The organism is Flagellimonas marinaquae (genome assembly GCF_023716465.1).
GTDB classification, from domain to species: domain Bacteria; phylum Bacteroidota; class Bacteroidia; order Flavobacteriales; family Flavobacteriaceae; genus Flagellimonas; species Flagellimonas alginolytica.
In genome coordinates this window covers 3,506,480-3,523,927 of the sequence record NZ_CP092415.1, presented here as the reverse complement: position 1 = coordinate 3,523,927, position 17,448 = coordinate 3,506,480, and the positions used below count along the sequence as shown (strand labels likewise).

At 40.3% G+C, this 17,448-nt stretch carries 19 protein-coding genes; 16 read left to right on the top strand and 3 right to left on the bottom strand.

Features of this window, described 5'->3' with window-relative positions:
• Positions 1-2: 2 nt before the first annotated feature.
• Complete coding sequence (locus MJO53_RS15665) at positions 3-953, bottom strand: isopenicillin N synthase family dioxygenase (RefSeq protein WP_252079800.1); 951 nt, start codon at positions 951-953, stop codon at positions 3-5.
• A 109-nt stretch (positions 954-1,062) separates the two neighbouring features.
• On the opposite strand from MJO53_RS15665, the gene MJO53_RS15660 reads away from it, so the two are divergent.
• The 7 genes from MJO53_RS15660 (at position 1,063) to MJO53_RS15630 (ending at position 7,730) form a co-directional block, all read left to right on the top strand.
• Entirely contained in the window at positions 1,063-3,042 is a 1,980-nt protein-coding gene (locus tag MJO53_RS15660; RefSeq protein WP_252079799.1) for an alpha-ketoacid dehydrogenase subunit alpha/beta, read from the top strand.
• An 87-nt stretch (positions 3,043-3,129) separates the two neighbouring features.
• Positions 3,130-3,615 (top strand): lipocalin family protein, encoded by a 486-nt coding sequence (locus MJO53_RS15655; RefSeq protein ID WP_252079798.1) that lies wholly within the window; start codon positions 3,130-3,132, stop codon positions 3,613-3,615.
• A gap of 4 nt (positions 3,616-3,619) precedes the next feature.
• Entirely contained in the window at positions 3,620-4,312 is a 693-nt protein-coding gene (locus MJO53_RS15650; RefSeq protein ID WP_224836864.1) for an OmpA family protein, read from the top strand.
• Positions 4,313-4,473: 161 nt separating this feature from the next.
• Complete coding sequence (locus tag MJO53_RS15645) at positions 4,474-4,809, top strand: hypothetical protein (RefSeq protein WP_252079797.1); 336 nt, start codon at positions 4,474-4,476, stop codon at positions 4,807-4,809.
• A gap of 94 nt (positions 4,810-4,903) precedes the next feature.
• Positions 4,904-5,821: an EamA family transporter gene (locus tag MJO53_RS15640; RefSeq protein ID WP_224836866.1), complete on the top strand. Its 918-nt coding sequence runs from the start codon at positions 4,904-4,906 to the stop codon at positions 5,819-5,821.
• Between the two features lie 67 nt (positions 5,822-5,888).
• Complete coding sequence (locus MJO53_RS15635; protein ID WP_252079796.1) at positions 5,889-6,443, top strand: DUF4251 domain-containing protein; 555 nt, start codon at positions 5,889-5,891, stop codon at positions 6,441-6,443.
• A 96-nt stretch (positions 6,444-6,539) separates the two neighbouring features.
• A complete protein-coding gene (locus MJO53_RS15630) occupies positions 6,540-7,730 on the top strand; it encodes a PQQ-dependent sugar dehydrogenase (protein WP_252079795.1) in 1,191 nt (396 codons plus the stop codon).
• A gap of 10 nt (positions 7,731-7,740) precedes the next feature.
• Here the strand turns inward: MJO53_RS15630 and MJO53_RS15625 are convergent, their stop codons facing one another.
• Positions 7,741-7,974, bottom strand: a complete 234-nt coding sequence (locus MJO53_RS15625; RefSeq protein ID WP_224836869.1) for a hypothetical protein — start codon at positions 7,972-7,974, stop codon at positions 7,741-7,743.
• A 548-nt stretch (positions 7,975-8,522) separates the two neighbouring features.
• Between MJO53_RS15625 and MJO53_RS15620 the strand changes: the two genes are divergently transcribed.
• The 8 genes from MJO53_RS15620 to MJO53_RS15585 all read left to right on the top strand — a co-directional run bounded on the left by MJO53_RS15620 (position 8,523) and on the right by MJO53_RS15585 (position 15,774).
• Positions 8,523-9,257, top strand: a complete 735-nt coding sequence (locus tag MJO53_RS15620; protein ID WP_224836870.1) for a cysteine hydrolase — start codon at positions 8,523-8,525, stop codon at positions 9,255-9,257.
• Between the two features lie 324 nt (positions 9,258-9,581).
• Positions 9,582-10,127 carry a carboxymuconolactone decarboxylase family protein gene (locus MJO53_RS15615; RefSeq protein WP_224836871.1) on the top strand — a complete coding sequence of 182 codons (546 nt, stop codon included), beginning with the start codon at positions 9,582-9,584 and terminating at the stop codon, positions 10,125-10,127.
• A gap of 30 nt (positions 10,128-10,157) precedes the next feature.
• The gene (locus MJO53_RS15610) at positions 10,158-10,625 is read left to right on the top strand and encodes a YHS domain-containing (seleno)protein (protein ID WP_252079794.1); all 468 of its coding nucleotides are present in this window, start codon (positions 10,158-10,160) and stop codon (positions 10,623-10,625) included.
• A 67-nt stretch (positions 10,626-10,692) separates the two neighbouring features.
• Positions 10,693-11,109, top strand: a complete 417-nt coding sequence (locus tag MJO53_RS15605; RefSeq protein WP_252079793.1) for a nuclear transport factor 2 family protein — start codon at positions 10,693-10,695, stop codon at positions 11,107-11,109.
• Between the two features lie 99 nt (positions 11,110-11,208).
• Positions 11,209-12,093, top strand: a complete 885-nt coding sequence (locus tag MJO53_RS15600; RefSeq protein ID WP_252079792.1) for a helix-turn-helix domain-containing protein — start codon at positions 11,209-11,211, stop codon at positions 12,091-12,093.
• A 9-nt stretch (positions 12,094-12,102) separates the two neighbouring features.
• On the top strand, positions 12,103-12,480 hold the full coding sequence (locus MJO53_RS15595; protein WP_252079791.1) for a DUF302 domain-containing protein: 378 nt from the start codon (positions 12,103-12,105) through the stop codon (positions 12,478-12,480).
• 199 nt (positions 12,481-12,679) lie between these two features.
• A complete protein-coding gene (locus tag MJO53_RS15590) occupies positions 12,680-13,534 on the top strand; it encodes a DUF1837 domain-containing protein (protein ID WP_252079790.1) in 855 nt (284 codons plus the stop codon).
• On the top strand, positions 13,531-15,774 hold the full coding sequence (locus MJO53_RS15585) for a DEAD/DEAH box helicase (RefSeq protein ID WP_252079789.1): 2,244 nt from the start codon (positions 13,531-13,533) through the stop codon (positions 15,772-15,774). Before MJO53_RS15590 ends, MJO53_RS15585 begins: the two co-directional genes overlap by 4 nt.
• 180 nt (positions 15,775-15,954) lie before the next feature.
• On the opposite strand, the gene MJO53_RS15580 is transcribed toward MJO53_RS15585, so the two are convergent.
• A complete protein-coding gene (locus MJO53_RS15580) occupies positions 15,955-16,575 on the bottom strand; it encodes a JAB domain-containing protein (protein ID WP_252079788.1) in 621 nt (206 codons plus the stop codon).
• A 254-nt stretch (positions 16,576-16,829) separates the two neighbouring features.
• Here MJO53_RS15580 and MJO53_RS15575 point away from each other — a divergent pair, with 254 nt between their 5' ends.
• Complete coding sequence (locus MJO53_RS15575; RefSeq protein WP_252079787.1) at positions 16,830-17,411, top strand: YdeI/OmpD-associated family protein; 582 nt, start codon at positions 16,830-16,832, stop codon at positions 17,409-17,411.
• The last annotated feature ends 37 nt before the right edge of the window (positions 17,412-17,448 follow it).

Sequence of the window (17,448 nt, the reverse complement as noted above, 5' to 3'; positions counted from 1 at the left end):
ATTTATTTCTTTATCAGTCCTAAATCGATTAATCTTTCGTGCAAAAACTCTCCCGCAGTAATGTCATCAAATGCTTTCGGGTGCTCTTCGTCGATGCAATTTTCCAAACAATTTAAAGGCATATCGCTCACTGGATGCATAAAAAATGGAATGGAATAGCGCGAAGTGCCCCAAAGTTCCCTTGGTGGGTTTACTACCTGGTGAATAGTGGATTTTAGCTTATTGTTGGACAATCTGGACAGCATATCACCGACATTGATCATCAACTGGTCGGGTTTGGCAATGGCATCCACCCAATTGCCTTGGTGATCTTTTACTTGAAGCCCCTTGCCATGGGCGCCCATCAACAAAGTAATAAGATTAATGTCCCCATGGGCCGCAGCTCTTACCGCATTCTTGGGTTCTTCGGTAATAGGAGGGTAGTGTATGGGTCTCAAAATGGAATTGCCATTTTTAATGTAATCATCAAAGTAGTTTTCCTCTAGCCCTAGGTGCAATGCCAGGGCACGCAACACATATTTTGCTGTTTTTTCCAGCATTTGGTATGTTTCTTTACCAACACTGTTAAAGTTGGGCAGTTCTTTGACCGTTACATTATCCGGATATTCAGCTTTTAGTTTTGGGTTGTCCTCAACGTATTGGCCAAAATGCCAAAACTCTTTAAGGTCGCCTTCCTTTTTCCCCTTGGCGTGTTCTTTTCCGAAGGAAGTGTAGCCTCTTTGCCCCCCAATGCCCTCTATCTCGTATGTGTCTTTAACTTCTTGTGGTAGCTCAAAGAATTTTTTAATCTCGGAATAAAGACTTTCGACCAGTTCATCGGATAAAAAATGTCCGCCCAAGGCAACAAAACCGATATCCTCGAAAGCGGTACCAATTTCTTTCACAAATTTATCCTTTCGTTCTGGATCGCCCGAAACAAAATCTTTCAGGTCCACGCTTGGTATAGCACTCATAATATCATCTTTGGAATAATATCAAAAATAGGAAATTCTGCTTTAGGATTTTCTTTTCTTAAGAGTTTGAACGGCTTTTTACTACATTTACCGAACAGAATTTTATTGTATGAGATATCATGTGGGCAACTTGGAAGAACATAAGTTGCTGGATTTGTACAAAGGTATGCTGAAGCCTAGAATGATAGAGGAAAAGATGCTGATTCTACTTAGGCAGGGCAAAATTTCAAAATGGTTTAGTGGTATGGGCCAAGAGGCCATTTCTGTAGGGGTTACACAAGCTCTTAAGGAAAACGAGTACATTCTGCCCATGCACCGAAATCTAGGGGTTTTTACCTCGCGCAACATCCCATTGAACCGACTTTTTTCCCAATGGCAAGGCAAGCAGAACGGATTTACACAAGGTAGGGACCGAAGTTTCCATTTTGGAACCCAAGAATATAAAATCGTGGGGATGATCTCCCATTTGGGCCCACAATTAGGTGTTGCCGATGGAATTGCATTGGCCGATATGCTAAGGAGAAAAAAGCGGGTAACGGCTGTTTTTACAGGAGAAGGGGCGACCAGCGAAGGGGATTTTCACGAAGCGTTGAACGTAGCCTCCGTTTGGAATTTACCTGTGTTGTTCTGTATCGAGAACAACGGTTATGGCCTGTCCACACCCACAAACGAACAATATAATTGCGAGCACCTGGCGGATAGGGCCAAAGGATATGGCATAGAGTCCAGGATCATCGACGGAAACAACATTTTGGAGGTCTTTACTAAAGTTGATGAGCTTTGCAGGGCAATTCGCAAAAGACCGAGACCTGTATTGTTGGAGTTTAAGACATTTAGGATGCGGGGGCACGAAGAGGCCAGTGGCACCAAATACGTTCCGGATAAATTAATGAAAGAATGGGGAGGGAAAGACCCTATTTCCAATTACGAAAGCTTTTTGTTGGAGGAAGGTGTACTGACCAACGAAATGATCGAGACATTAAAAACTGAGATTACCGAGGAAATCAACTCTAATCTTCAGTTGGCTTTTGATGAACCGGCCGTGACCTGTATTGAAAGTAAGGAGTTAAAAGAAGTATATCAAGAATTTGATTATCAAGATATTGTTCCTGAAAAAAATGCAACTGAAGAAATTCGGTTCGTAGATGCAATCTCCCAAGGCCTGGAACAATCCATGTACAGGCACAACGAATTGATTATAATGGGGCAGGACGTTGCCGATTATGGCGGAGTTTTTAAAATTACCGAGGGTTTTGTGTCCAAGTTTGGAAAACGAAGGGTTAGAAATACACCTATTTGCGAGTCTGCTATAGTATCTACTGCGATGGGCCTGTCCATAAACGGGATGAAAGCCGTAATGGAAATGCAGTTCGCCGATTTTGTTAGTTCGGGATTCAATCCCATTGTCAATTACTTGGCCAAGGTGCATTATCGTTGGAACGAAAATGCCGATGTAGTGGTAAGAATGCCATGTGGTGGTGGTGTCGGAGCAGGCCCGTTCCATTCGCAGACCAACGAGGCCTGGTTTACCAAAACACCGGGGTTAAAGGTGGTGTACCCGGCATTTCCGGTCGATGCCAAAGGCTTGCTCAATACCGCAATTAACGACCCCAACCCAGTTCTATTTTTTGAGCATAAGGGATTGTACCGTAGTGTAAAGGGCGAAGTCCCTACGGATTATTACACGCTCCCGTTTGGTAAAGCAAATATTTTGAAGAAAGGAAATGCAATTTCCATTGTTACTTATGGTGCCGGTGTGCACTGGGCTTTGGAAACGTTGAAAAACCACCCGGAGATCGATGCGGACCTGATAGATTTGAGAACCTTACAGCCGTTGGATACAGATACCATTTACGAGTCTGTGAGAAAAACGGGTAAATTGATAATTTTACAAGAAGATACCTTATTTGGAGGGGTGGCAAGTGACATTTCCGCCATGGTCATGGAAAATTGTTTTAAATACCTCGATGCCCCGGTAAAAAGGGTGGGAAGTTTGGAAACACCGGTACCTTTTGCCAAACCGCTCGAAGAGAATTATCTGCCAAAGAAAAGATTTGAAACAGAATTAATTGAGCTGTATCAATATTAATATGAGTGGTTTACCTATTTTTTTAATACTTTAACAACTGTAAATACGTCCCCAATCGTATATTTTTTGAACATTAACTTAATACTTATGATGAAACGATCACTATTATTAATTGCCGTGATGGGGCTTTTGCTCACATCATGTTCCGTTTCCAAGAGCGCGAGAACACAAAGAAATTTGTTCAGTGGAACTTGGAACTTGGACAACGTTTACTACGAAAACAATTCAGGTAACTTTAAATCCACCATCTTTAACGATGCAGAGGATATCTGCTTTGAGGATAGCGAGTGGTTTTTTAGGGATAACAACAGTACTGGCCGCTACACGATCAAGCAAAGTTCGCTTTGCCAAGGCGGTGACCGCTTTTTTAGATGGTCCGTTGTAGAGCCCCAACAAAATTACCAAAGCCAATTGCAATTTAAGTTTATCGACGAAAAACGAAAGGATATATCCGGAGGATACGGATACCGTTTGAACATCGTTGATCTAACGGAACAATCCATGACACTTAAATCCAATGTGTCCGTTGGTGGTCAGCCTGTGACCGTAGTTTATGAATTCTCAAAAAAATAATTACATGAAAAATATACTTTTAAAAAGTGCAACGGCTTTTTTGGCCCTGACACTAATCATTAGTTGTGATGCCGTTAAAAATGCCAACAATACCCAAAAAGGTGCTGCGATCGGTGCAGGAGGCGGGGCTGTGATCGGCGGAATTATAGGAAACAATGTAGGAAAAGGAAATACTGCCCTGGGCGCCATTATCGGAGCCGTTGTGGGTGGAGCGGCCGGTGGCTATATAGGTAATCGTATGGACCGCCAGGCAGAACAAATCGAAGAGGAAATCCCTGGTGCCGAGGTACAAAGGGTAGGAGAGGGCATCAATGTTACCTTTAGTGGGGAGAATGGTGTTTATTTCGACACTAACAAATCCGACATTAAAGGCGCTTCTGCAGCAACTTTGGATAAATTGGCGGGAATTTTTAAAGAATATCCTAAAACCAATATTCTAATTGAGGGGCACACCGATAGCGATGGCGCGGCCGAATACAATATGGGCCTATCTCAGCGCCGGGCACAATCCGTAACCAGCTATTTAGTTTCCAAAGGAATTTCCAGTGGTCGCTTTACCACGAAATGGTATGGCGAAGAACAGCCTATAGAATCCAACGAAACTGCCGCGGGAAAAGCGGCCAACAGACGAGTGGAGCTTGCTATTATAGCGAGCGATGAGCTAAAACAGGAAGCCTACGAGAAGACCGAAAACTAGGATTCATCTTTTATAACACATCAAGGTCCGGTACTATATCGGACCTTTTTTTGTTTACGGATGTTAAATAAACCATTAAATGTGGGTTAAACTAGCACAATTTGAAAGAAATTATGTAAATTATCTAGGTAAAAGGTTAAAAATGAAACCCTTGAGTTGCCATGGAAAGTAAAGCACCAAAAAGTATTCAAAATCAGCAAGAAATGTTGCTGTTGAGGGTTGAAAGAAACGATAGAATGGTTCAACGGCTTTCCCAAAAATTAAATTCTTATACCTATGAACCAAAATGTCCACAGCGGTTCGAAAAATTCCATGAACTAAAAGATGGCATCCATAATTTTAGAAAGCATCAAAAAAGCCTGATGCAAAAAGTGCAGCAAAAGAAGAACGATTTCTCCCATGGTCTGGAAAAGGAAATAAGGGTTCATTTAGATCGCTTCAAAAAATTGGAAAGCGATTTTGCATCCTATTTGTTCAGCCTTGACCGACCTTTATAATACCTAAGATCCTTTTTTACGTTTATTTTGTTTGGAAGTACTTCTTTACACCATAAACATGCGTAATATTGCAGGACGGTAAAACTGTCGTGGAATGGGAAAATCATCAAACTCTGCATTGGTCGTATTGGCTTTTTTTGCCATCTATGTAATATGGGGGTCGACCTATTTGCTGAACAAGATCGCAGTATTGGAACTAGCTCCGTTTATGTTGGCCAGTTGCAGGTTCACATTGGCGGGCCTATTTATTTTTCTTTTGGCCAAAATAATGGGTATCTCTCTTCGGATTACCAAAAAGCAAGCACTAAACACTATAATTGCCGGAATACTTTTTTTAAGTGTGGGCAACGGTCTTGTGGTTTGGGCGTTGCGTTATGTGGATACCGGTTTTGCGGCCTTGGAAATTTCTTCCCAACCTCTGATCATACTTTTAATGATGCGAGTTTTGCAGGGTAAAAAAATTCAACCCATGTCTGTAGTTGGGGTGGTCTTGGGGATAATTGGCATTTATTTGTTGGTAAGCCAAAAAGAGATCATTACTCAAGAAGAATCGATTTTGGGCATGATGATGATTTTCTTTTGTATGGTCTGCTGGGCCTATGCCAGTCTTTTTGTGGCCAAAGCGGATTTACCGAGCAATTACTTTGTAAATACCGGCTACCAGATGTTTTTTGCAGGCCTTATTCTTAGTTTAATGAGCATGGCCTTTGGTGAGGAGTGGTCCTCTCCATTGGTTTGGAGTACAGAAGTGCAGATTTCCATGGTATTGCTCATTATTTTTGGAAGTATTGTCGCATTTACCTCTTTCAATTATTTGTTAAAGACGGTTTCTCCCGAAAAAGTGGCTACCTCCACCTATGTTAACCCCATTGTTGCCTTACTATTGGGCTGGTATTTTTTGGATGAGAAGATTACACTGCAATCGGTAGCTGCGGCCGCCATTCTTTTAACAGGAGTATATTTCATCAACACCAAAAAAACCTTGGCCATATTTGAGCGGTTCAAACGTTAACGCACCGTTATTTCTTTCGGATTTGATGTCAATATTTTGTATTTTATCGGTAACAATGCTGAAATCGATGAAACCATTACAAAAATTCATACTTTATTCGCTGTTATTGTCTTTGGTGGCTTGTGCCTCTTCACAAAACAAAGCTACACCGGAACAAGTATCGGCACTGGAAGAAATGGTCGCAAACAAGCATTTTGAAATCAGGGCGCTCTGGGCGCAACCATTGGTCACGCAAAGCATGAACAGTATCGCAAATGCAGGCTTGTTGCCTCCGGGCAGCACTGCAAACCGCATTGAAATTACAGGTGCTGCAAATTATTTTAAAATGGTAGGGGACAGCGTTATGGCCGATCTGCCCTTTTTTGGAGAACGTAGAATGGGAGGTAGCTACAATCAAAATAAGGGAGGTATTGTTTTTGAAGGCATTCCTAGGGACTTGACCATAGTTCCAACAAAAAAAGATAATGGGAAAACCATCCGTTTTTCGATCAATGGTGATTCCGAAGGGTATCAGGTAATTGCCCAATTATACCCTAACGGTACCGCCAGGCTCAATATTTCCAGTACCCATCGGACCAATATGTGGTTTCAGGGGGATCTTGTCCCATTCAAAGAGGAATAAACGGTTTATCAAAAAAAGTAATGCGCAGTGACGCATGGTTTTCTTCATTTTGTTTTAGCTTTATCAATTCAAAACCACAACACTTAAAAAATCACTATGAAAATGTACGCGCTGACCTTTAGGTCATTATGTTTGCTCACATTTGCGATTATTACGCTTTCCTGCAATGGAAAAAAAGAAGACAAAGACAAAAAAACTTCCGAAGAGATCACCGAGAACACAGAAGAATCTAATGGCGATTTACCCTTGGAAAGGCTGAATCTTCCCGAGGGCTTTAATATCGAGTTATATGCAGAAAACCTCGAGGGAGCGCGCTCCATGGCCATGGGAGCCGATGGCACCTTGTTCGTGGGAACTCGTAACGAGGGAGTGGTGTATGCATTGAAGGACACCGATGGTGATTATAAAGCGGACAAGACCTACACCATTGCTTCCGATTTGGAGCAGCCCAATGGTGTGGCTTTCAAGGATGGTGATCTGTATGTGGCCGCAGTAAGCAGACTCTTCAAGTTTTCTGATATAGAAACACAATTGGAAAACCCTGCGGAACCAGAATTGATCTATGATGATTATCCAACGGAGTTCCATCACGGTTGGAAATATATTGCATTTGGACCAGACGATAAACTCTACGTGCCGGTTGGAGCGCCCTGTAATATTTGCGATAGTTCAACGGTAGATAAACGCTATGCTTCCATAACACGAATGAATCCCGATGGGAGCAACCGGGAGATAGTGGCACATGGTGTGCGAAATACGGTTGGCTTTACGTGGCACCCGGATACCAAAGAGTTATGGTTTACCGATAACGGAAGGGATATGATGGGAGACGATATTCCTCCCGGTGAGTTGAACAAGCTTACCGAAACCGGGCAACATTTTGGCTATCCGTTCTGCCATGGGGGAACCGTAAAAGATCCTGAGTTCGGCGATCAACGACCTTGTTCCGATTTTGTACCTCCTGTTCAACCTTTGGATGCGCATGTAGCCGCTTTGGGCGTAAAATTTGGGAAAGGACCCATGTTCCCGGAGTCGTATCAAGGACATGCTTTTCTGGCAGAGCACGGCTCATGGAACCGCTCGTCTAAAATTGGCTATCGGGTAACTTTGGTAAAATTGGAAAATGGCAAGGCAATAGGTTATGCTCCTTTTATCGATGGTTGGTTAAACGAAGAAACCCAAGAGGCATTTGGTAGACCGGTGGACCTGTTGTTTTTGGAAGATGGCTCGCTGTTAATTTCGGACGATTATGGAAACGCCATATATAGGGTTACCTATAAAGGTTAGGGCAATAATATCATAAATTTAAAAGGTACTTGGGAATGGTCAATTCGTTCATTTTCCAAGTACTTTTTTTTTGGTCTTTGCTCACCACTTCAACAAAATAGTAATTAATACCGCCCTCAATTTTGGAGACCAAATGTTCTATGGTAAAAGTGGAGCCTTCGTGGTGGAAAACATACTGTGTAATTCTTTTGTTTGGGTTTTTGGTGACCTGCCCGTTCCTAAGGATCAATTGGGGCCTGCCCAAAATGCTGCTCTTATTGTGCCAGCATAGGTAGCGGAATTCTCCGGTACGGAGCCTATCGATCCTTATAGTGAACTGCTCATCGCCAAAATAGGCCAGTATACGATCAAGTGATGGGTCGCTCCAAAAAATAGCTGCGTAGGTTTAAAATGATTTGGAATTAGTGGTAACGGCAAAACAGGGCATTATATTACACCCTGTGTCTGGATCCCCAATGGGCACCGGCCAACCAACCGATCATAAAAATAATAATTCCGGCCATGATCAAACAAAAGATCTGTAAGGCATTTATAGTTTCGAGTGTAGTCATATTCCCGTTTTTTTAGCAAGCTACACGTTGTGCAATTATTTTACGCAACCAATTGACGAATGTAGGTTTTCAATTGATGAATACTGCATTTGAATATACGGATAGCTGTTCTTTGCACTTAAAAATTCCGGAAAAGGAAAATTGTCCATTTACTGGCGAACTCTGTCCATTTTTTAAGCCTCTTCATTACCGGAACTTTGTCTCATCAAAATTTAAGTTTAATCAGTTAAAGAAAAATAGAATGAAAAATTTAATGCGAACACTTAGCGTGTTTATGATCACCATTTCGGGGCTACATGCCCAATTGCCAGAACCCGGTTTTGTAATCGATGGCTCTACCGCCATTGTGATCACCGATCCACAAAACGATTTCCTTAGCCCGGACGGAGTGGCTTGGGGGGCCGTAGGGCAAAGCGTACAGGAAAACAACACTATCGAGAACTTGGAGACCATGTTCAAATTGGGAGAAAAGTATAACATTCCTGTGTTTATTTCTCCCCATTACTACTACGAGCACGATCACCAATGGAAATTCGAAGGAACCCTGGAAAAGTTGATGCACAACATTACCATGTTCGATCGTGGAGATCAATTGAACGTAAAAGGATTTGAAGGCTCTGGCGCCGACTGGTTGCCACGGTACAAAAAATACATTAACAAGGATAGGGTAGTGGTTACCGGTCCCCATAAAGTGTTCGGTTCCGAATCCAACGATTTGGCCCTACAGCTAAGAAAACAAGGGGTGGACAAGGTGATCTTGGCCGGAATGTCCGGTAACCTTTGTGCAGAATCGCACATGAGGGAGTTGGTGGAAAACGGTTTCGAGGTAGCTGTTGTCGGCGATGCCACAGCTTCTGCCAAGCTACCTGGGTTGGATGGCGACCAAGCTGCTCAGACTAATTATAAAATGATCTCCAGTAAAGTGTTTACCACGGACGAATTAGTGAAAGAACTAAAAATGCACGGCATAAAGTAAGACTTAAGTGTTTGTGATGTTGCAGTAGGTTGACAAGGGGTTCGATGTAGATCGGGCTCCTTGTTTTTTTATGGTTCGATGGTAGTGGAATCAACAAAAATTGTCCAGACCATTGGAATACATCAATCTTAACCTGCTTATTGGCAAACAGGTTTAGCGCTATTGCACAACCTTTTTTGTGATTGGCTTTCAGGAGTTTATCATAATTGGGGGAAAATTGTCCAAGGACTGGCGAAATCTGTCCATTTTATACTAGCTATCATCAACGCACCTTTGTATCGTCAATAAAGACAAAGCATTTACGAATTTAAAAAACAGAAAATTATGACACGTTTACAAGCATTAGATCCAAAGGAAGCAACCGGAAGATCAAAAGAATTATTTGAAGGTATCCAATCCAAATTGGGAATGGTTCCCAATATGATGAAAACCATGGGGAACTCCTCTGTGGTGTTGGAAAGTTACCTAAACCTTAGCGACACATTGGGGAAAGGCTCTTTGGGCGGAAAATTGGGCGAATTATTGGCCTTGTCCGTAGCAGAGTCCAACGCCTGTAACTATTGCCTTTCCGCACATTCTTTTATAGGTGAAAAATTGGTAGGGATAGACACAGATACCTTACAGGCCGCAAGAGGTGGTGAAAACGGGGACGCAAAAATCGAGGCAGCGCTTCAATTTGCAAAAACCTTGATCGCCAAGAACGGACGGGTTTCTGCAGAAGATGTGGCAGCTGTTAAAGATGCCGGATATACCGATGGCGCCATCGGCGAGATCGTTGCCCATGTGGCCTTGAACATTTTTACCAATTATTTTAACAATACGGCCAATACCGATATCGATTTCCCAGTAGTGGAAGCTGCAACGGTATAACCGATCATTACAACTTAAAATCAAAAACAGATGAAAACATTTAGAAATCTATTTCTTGTGGCATTCACATTGTTTGCAGCCATAAGTGTACAGGCCCAGACCCCTCCGGTAGACGATAACGGTCTTGCCATTGGTGGGTACGATGTAGTCTCCTACTTTTCCGGAGAAGCCAAAAAAGGAAGCAAGAGTTATGCGGTAAAGCACCATGGGGCTACCTATTATTTTGCCAGCAAGGCAAATCAGAACGCCTTTAAAAAATCGCCCAAGAACTATTTGCCCCAATTCGATGGGTATTGTGCGTGGGGCGTAGGCGCCAAAGACGCCAAGTTTCCCATCAATCCGGAAACCTATACGGTGATCGATGGAAAATTGTACCTGTTCTTTAACGGACCCTTTAACGGAGAGCCCTTTAATACGTACCAAGATTGGGCACAACGCACCACCGAGCTTAAAAAAGCGGCGCATGCCAAATGGCCCAAAGTAAAAAATAGCAAGTAGGTTTTAATTACCTGAGAGGGGTGGGGTCGTAAAGGTCCTGCCCTTTTTTAATCTAAAAAACACGATTATGGAAACAGAAAAGAAATATCCGTTGCCTCCCTTTACCGAGGCAACCGCAAAGGAAAAAGTACAATTGGCCGAAGATGCCTGGAACAGCCAGAACCCGGAAAAAGTGAGCAAGGCCTACACTGTGGATACCGAATGGCGCAACCGTTCCCAATTTGTGAACGGACGAGAAGAGGTGGTTGCCTTTTTGACCGAAAAGTGGCAAAAAGAAAAAAACTACAAACTACGAAAGGAACTATGGGCCTTTACCGACAATAAGATTGCAGTTCGTTTTGAATACGAATACCAAAATGCCGAAGGAGCTTGGATACGCGCATACGGGAACGAGAATTGGGAGTTCAACGAGCACGGGCTTATGCAAAAGCGCTTTGCCAGCATCAACGATCTGCCGATAACCGAATCGGAGAGAAGACTTTAATTTCAGACGTCAGATATAAGATTTCAGATTTTTAATTACTGAAAACTGACCACTGATAACTGATCATTGATAATTGACAACTGATTATTGAACATTGATATGGACATCTACAACACCAACACACTTATTAACGAACAGACCGGGAACTTGGCCTTTAAACTCTCCGAATTTGATAATAGCTGTCAGTTTTGCGATACCCATCGGTTCAATTACTATTCCCTGATCTGGATAAAAAAGGGGAGGGGCACCGCCCAAGTGGATTTTACGGAATATCCCTTTACCCCGAACACGCTTTTTGCCGTAACGCCCTATCAACCCTTTACCTTTACCGAAGAAGAACCTTTGGAGGGCGTGGTTTTAAATTTTCACCCCGATTTTTTCTGCATTCACAAACACCACGAACAAGTGGCCTGCAACGGGATCCTTTTTAACAATATCTATAGCCCGCCCATGCTCTGTGTTACGGACGATATGAAAAACGAGCTGGAACGCATTATAGAGCAGATGTATGCCGAAGTACAAAAATCCGAATTGGCACAGTACGAACTTTTGGTATCCTATCTTAAAATATTTTTGATATCCGCCTCCCGCGCCAAGGCCAAGCAACAGCCCGAAGCCTTGGAGGGCAGCACCGACGAAAAAGAGCCCTTTATATTACAAAAGCTCAAAAACCTGATAGAGACCCATTACAAGACCATGCACTCCGCAGGCGAATATGCCGATCTGCTGAACATTAGCCCCAAGGCCCTGGCCAAAATGACCAAGAACCATTTTAACAAGACCATGACCAACCTGATCAGCGAACGGATCATTATAGAGGCCAAGCGGGAGCTGTACCTTACTAACAAAACGGTAAAGGAGATTGCCTACGACCTGGGGTACGACGATGAGCACTACTTTAGCCGATTTTTTAAGAACAATGCGGACATTTCGCCCAAAACCTATCGCGAAACCGTGGGCTTTGCCCGTGCCGCCTCCGCGTAAACCTTATTTATGAAAGCACATGTAATACGCCAAACCGTGCCCGTGCCCTTTGGGCAGGTGTACAAAACCTTGAAACAACGAATTACGGAGCAAGGTTTTTTGCTCCTGCACGAAATAGACACCCAGGCCATTGTGGCCAAACATGGGGTAAGCATAGCGCCCTTGCGGCAATTGCTCTTTTTTCACCCGAAATATATTGCGGAGATCATGGCGAACGATCCTTTGGCCATAAACGATATTCCCCTAAAACTGGTACTGCACCAACTGGATGAGACCACCACCCAACTGAGTTTTAAAAACCCAGTGCACAGCTTACAAGATTATGGGTTAAAGCCTGAAATGGCAGTCGAGTTGCTGAACCGGGTGCAGGCAATACTTTCTTTTTAAGGAGAGTTGGATTTTTTAGAATGTTGGAGAAAGCCCTTTAGGGCTTTTTTTATTTGATTATGGAAAACCCCCAGTTTTTTTAAGGTTTTCATCTATTTGGTTTATAAGTGATTTTAATATATTTAGTCTTTATAATTTCACCCCATACTTCCTATTAATGATTTTAAACCTATCAAAATCAACCATTCCTTTTTAAATAATGAGAAGTATTAAAGAAAGAACTCAGAATTTAATACATCACTTTAAGCTTTCAACTTCAGGTCAAATCCATGGTAAGGATTCATATCATTTGGATTATGAAGGAGGAGTATGTAGACAAGATGAATTATCTAAACTTATTCGAGACACAGTTATTTTTTTTGCATTATCATCAAAAGAATTAGAATCGCTTGATTCGGATTCATTGGCTAAACTTCAAAAAAGAGCTTGGGGAAGAATTTCTGACCGTAAATCTTCGATGAAAGGAGATTATGGGGAATTATTACTTTTCTTAATTCTGGAGGTTTATTATCCAGCAAAAAAGTTTGTAACTAAAGCTAGGCTTAGAAGTTCTAAAGGGGATGAAATTAAGGGATATGATTGCGCTCATTTTAGTATTGAGGATGATGGTGAAATATGTTTGTGGTTGGGAGAAGCAAAGTTCCATCAAAGTTTCAGTTCTGCAATTACAAAGGCTACAGAATCTATAAATAAACACCTCACAATAAAATCTATTAAAGATGAACTAAGTATTCTTGAAGGAAACATTGATATTCAAGGGGAAGAAGCGGAAAAATTGGAGGATTTTTTGAATAGTGGAAAATCAATAGATAAGATAAAATTTAAAATACCAATTCTATTAACCTATGATAGTTCTGTTGTTCAGTCTAATTCTTCAATATGTGAGAAGTTTTCCGATGAACTAACAGAGGAGCTAAATTCTCATTACTTAAATATAGAGGGTAAAAAATTTACAAATCCAGAAAACTTTGAACTTCATTTTATTCTACTTCCCTTGAAACAAGTAAAAGAAATAAAGGATTTTCTTGAGATAATTGAAAAAACCCACAAATGATATATTCTTCAAAAGACAACAATCTTAAGGTTTTTGAGATTCTTGAATACATAAAATCAGGAGAATCAATAGATTTCTCTAGTTTAAAAGAGCTTTTAGAAAGAACATATCATCTTCTTAAAAATGAATCAGAGCACTTTGAAAATTACAATTTAGGATTGTCAACCATATGTCATGTTGCTAATATGGGAATTTCAGACTCCTTTCTACTTAAGTTATTGAATGACTGTGTGGTTCAATCTCGAGTGTTTCTTTATAATTCTATGATCCAATCAAAGTTATCTCAAAATGAAGTGCCATCTTTTTCCTTAATAGATGAAATAGCAAAAGAATTTTACACCTTAGAGGAAACTGATACTATATTAACAAGAGATCAGAAGAGATTGTTTGATTTGTTTCACGATAAAAAAAGGGTAATCGTCAGTGCTCCTACTTCTTTCGGGAAATCTAGGATTGTACAAGAAATAATCATTCAAGGCAGTTATAAAAACATTCTTATTGTTCTGCCTACTATAGCATTGCTTAACGAAACATTTATTAGGTTTAAAACTAACCTAAAAATAGCAGACAGGTATCATATTTATAATACGCTTGGGGCAAGAGACCATGTGTTTAGTATGACAGGTAATATTTTTATTCTTACACCTGAGAAAACGGATTTATTATTAGATCAGAACCCCGAGATTTTGTTTGATTTTTTCACCATGGATGAAATTTACAAGATTCAAGATGGTGATGAAAGAAGTAAAGTTTTTACTAATTGCCTTTATAGATTATCTAAAATTAAGGAGATTCATTTTTACTTAATAGGCCCGTATTTTAGTGGTTTTAGCCAAAAATTTATTGAAAAGACACATTCTGATTTTGTTCTTTTTGAATCAGAAATTGTCCAAAAGGACGAAATTGACTTGAGTAAACTAGAGAAAGGAGAAAATTATATTGTAAACGGCAAAACTTATAAATATCTAGTTGATAATAGACGAAATCTTAGAAATATATTTAATGCCGTTGAAGGCCAATCTCTTGTTTATAGGGGAGCACAAAGAGACTATGCTGAGTCTTTAGCAAAATTCCTAGTTGAGTTTAAAAAACGAGATTGTAATATAGAATTGATTGAATATATAAAAGAGAATATATCACCTGAATGGTCTTTAGTAAAATGTTTAGAATCGGGAATCGCATTTCATCATGGAGCATTGCCCAAGTATATTCAAACTGAAATTATAGATTCATTTAACAATAATGAACTTGATTTAATTGTCTGTACTTCTACAATTGTGGAAGGAGTTAATACCACAGCAAAAAATGTTATAATATTTGACGAATTCAAAGGAAGAAATGAATTAGATGGCTTTGATGTGAAAAATATTAAGGGTAGAGCAGGTAGATTCCTTGAACACTTTATTGGTAATATTTATTCATTGGTCTCATTAAAAGATGACCAAAATAAAGGTGAAATTGAATTTAGTTTTTATGATGACGAAGTTTTAGATGTTGAAGATACTATTCAAGTTGAAAAAAACGATTTAACTGGAAATAATATAAATATTAGGGAAAATGTTGAAGACTTGTTAAAAAAGGAAGGAATCCCTTTATCTGTTATTAAATCTAACAAGTTTATTAAAGTTCATAAACAAATTGAATTGATAAATGCTTTGCGAAATGACATTTTCATAATTGATACATTACATTTTACAAGTAATCTTCCAACAAAGGATCAGCTTGATTTGATATTACATATGTGTTATGAATATCTTTTTACGGACCAACATTATAATGACAGAAATTATACCATAGGACAATTAACAAGATTTACTAAATACTATGTTTATTTAAAGCCAACAATAAAAGAACTAATTTACGAGCAGACACATACAAAATATATAGATACCAAGGTGAGAAATACTTTCACCTTAATTTCAAAATATTTTGAGTTCGCATTGCCTAAATACCTTACAGCATTTGAAAATTTATACAATTTTGTTTATGAAGAAAAAAACAATACTGATAAAGGCATTAGTCTCTCATATTTAATTACAATACTTGAATTCGGTCATTCTGAGGAACATGAAATTGCATTAAAAGAAGCAGGGTTGCCAAATGAAATAATAAAGAAAGTTTCAAAACGTTTCGACGATTGTTCAAATTTAGAAGAGATAAGATTAAAATTTCGAATGAACCCTTATCTTATAAATTCTCTAAGTAATTTCGAAAAGAAAATATTTAACAGATATATTTGATTTAGTGAAAGTTAATCTATAAACAAAATTAAGGTTATGTATAAATGTGAAAAAGGATGTCGTCGTAATTCTGGTTCAGATGGAGAGGCAAGAATACGAGTGGGTGAAGATGGAGAAAAAATAGTTACTTATAATTGTAATATCTGTGGACATGTTACTGTTATCACGGAAAAATAAAGTTCAAATCCCCCCAATCGTCTTTAAACTCAACCCCGTTACTTTTTTAATCACATCGTCCGTTAACCCTTCACCCTTCATCTTTTTTGCAACTTTCAACAATTCCTCTTTCCGTGCCCGCTTTTTCTCGGTTTCAATCTTAAATTGTTCCAGTTCTTGCTTTTCGGGTCCCATAATTTCAAAAAGGCCACTTTTTTGCAGTTCGTCCATTACGCCTTGGTCGGTAAAACTGGTGTAGTTGGTTTCGGTGATCACCAAATGGTCGAGCACTTCCACTTTTATGAGTTTCCCCACTTTTAGCATGTGGTCGGTAAAGGTAATATCGGCATCGGTAACCTCGTGTGAGCCGCTGGGGTGGTTGTGCACCAAGATCAGTTTACTGGCCAGTTTGTAGATCGCCATCCGAAACACATCGGGCGGGTCGGCATTTACGCGGTTACTGGCCCCCAGACCTATGAGCTCCACAAACAATATTTTGTTGTTGTGGTTGAGCCCCACCACCCAAAAATGCTCTTGGTTGCGGCGTATCTTGTTTTCGCGCAGCAGAACCTGTTGCATGATCGCATATATGTCCGCAGAGTTGAGCACTTGTATCTTTTGTTCTTTGGTAAGCCGTACGTTCATGGTAGGTGTTTGTAAGTTTTGGGTTGGGGAAAGGTAGTCCATGCCCGTGAAAAAAACAAAAATGCGATTTGGGCATAAAAAACCGCTCCAAACTATGTTCTTGGGGCGGAGGAATTTATTTTTTATAGCTGAGGATCATCTCTTAAATTTAAAGGACCATTTTTCAGCTTACAAAAACTAAAATTGGGGAAGGAATAATAAATCCTCAAGGAATTTGTATTTTTTCGGAGCAGACCCTCCTCAAACTAAAAGTTATGAACCCTAAAGTCGATTTCTTTTTTGAAAAACCATCCCAATGGCAAAATGCATTCAGGGAATTACGAAGAATTGCACTCGAAACAGGTTTGACCGAAGAGCTTAAATGGGGCAAGCCCTGCTACACCTTAAATGGCGGCAATATATTTTTAATACATGGATTTAAAGAGTACTGTGCCTTGTTGTTCCATAAAGGAGCATTGCTAAAGGATACCAAAGGTATTTTGTTTCAGCAAACAAAGAATGTGCAATCCGCTCGGCAGCTGCGCTTTACCAATGTAGATGAGGTTAGGGAACAAGAAAAGGTGATAAAGACCTACATATACGAAGCCGTTGAGGTGGAAAGGGCAGGGCTACAAGTAAAAATGAAGAAGACTTCCGAGTTCGATTTGCCCGAGGAGCTTGAACATAAACTGGAAAAGGATAAAGATTTTAAAACTGCTTTTAAAGCATTGACCCCGGGACGGCAGCGTGGGTACATGCTGTACATTTCTGAAGCCAAACAATCCAAAACCCGCGAAAACCGCATCGAGAAATGTGTTCCTAAGATTTTGCAGGGCAAAGGATATAACGAAAGGTAGATGATCAGCGATGGCCCTTGTACAATAAACCAATAAC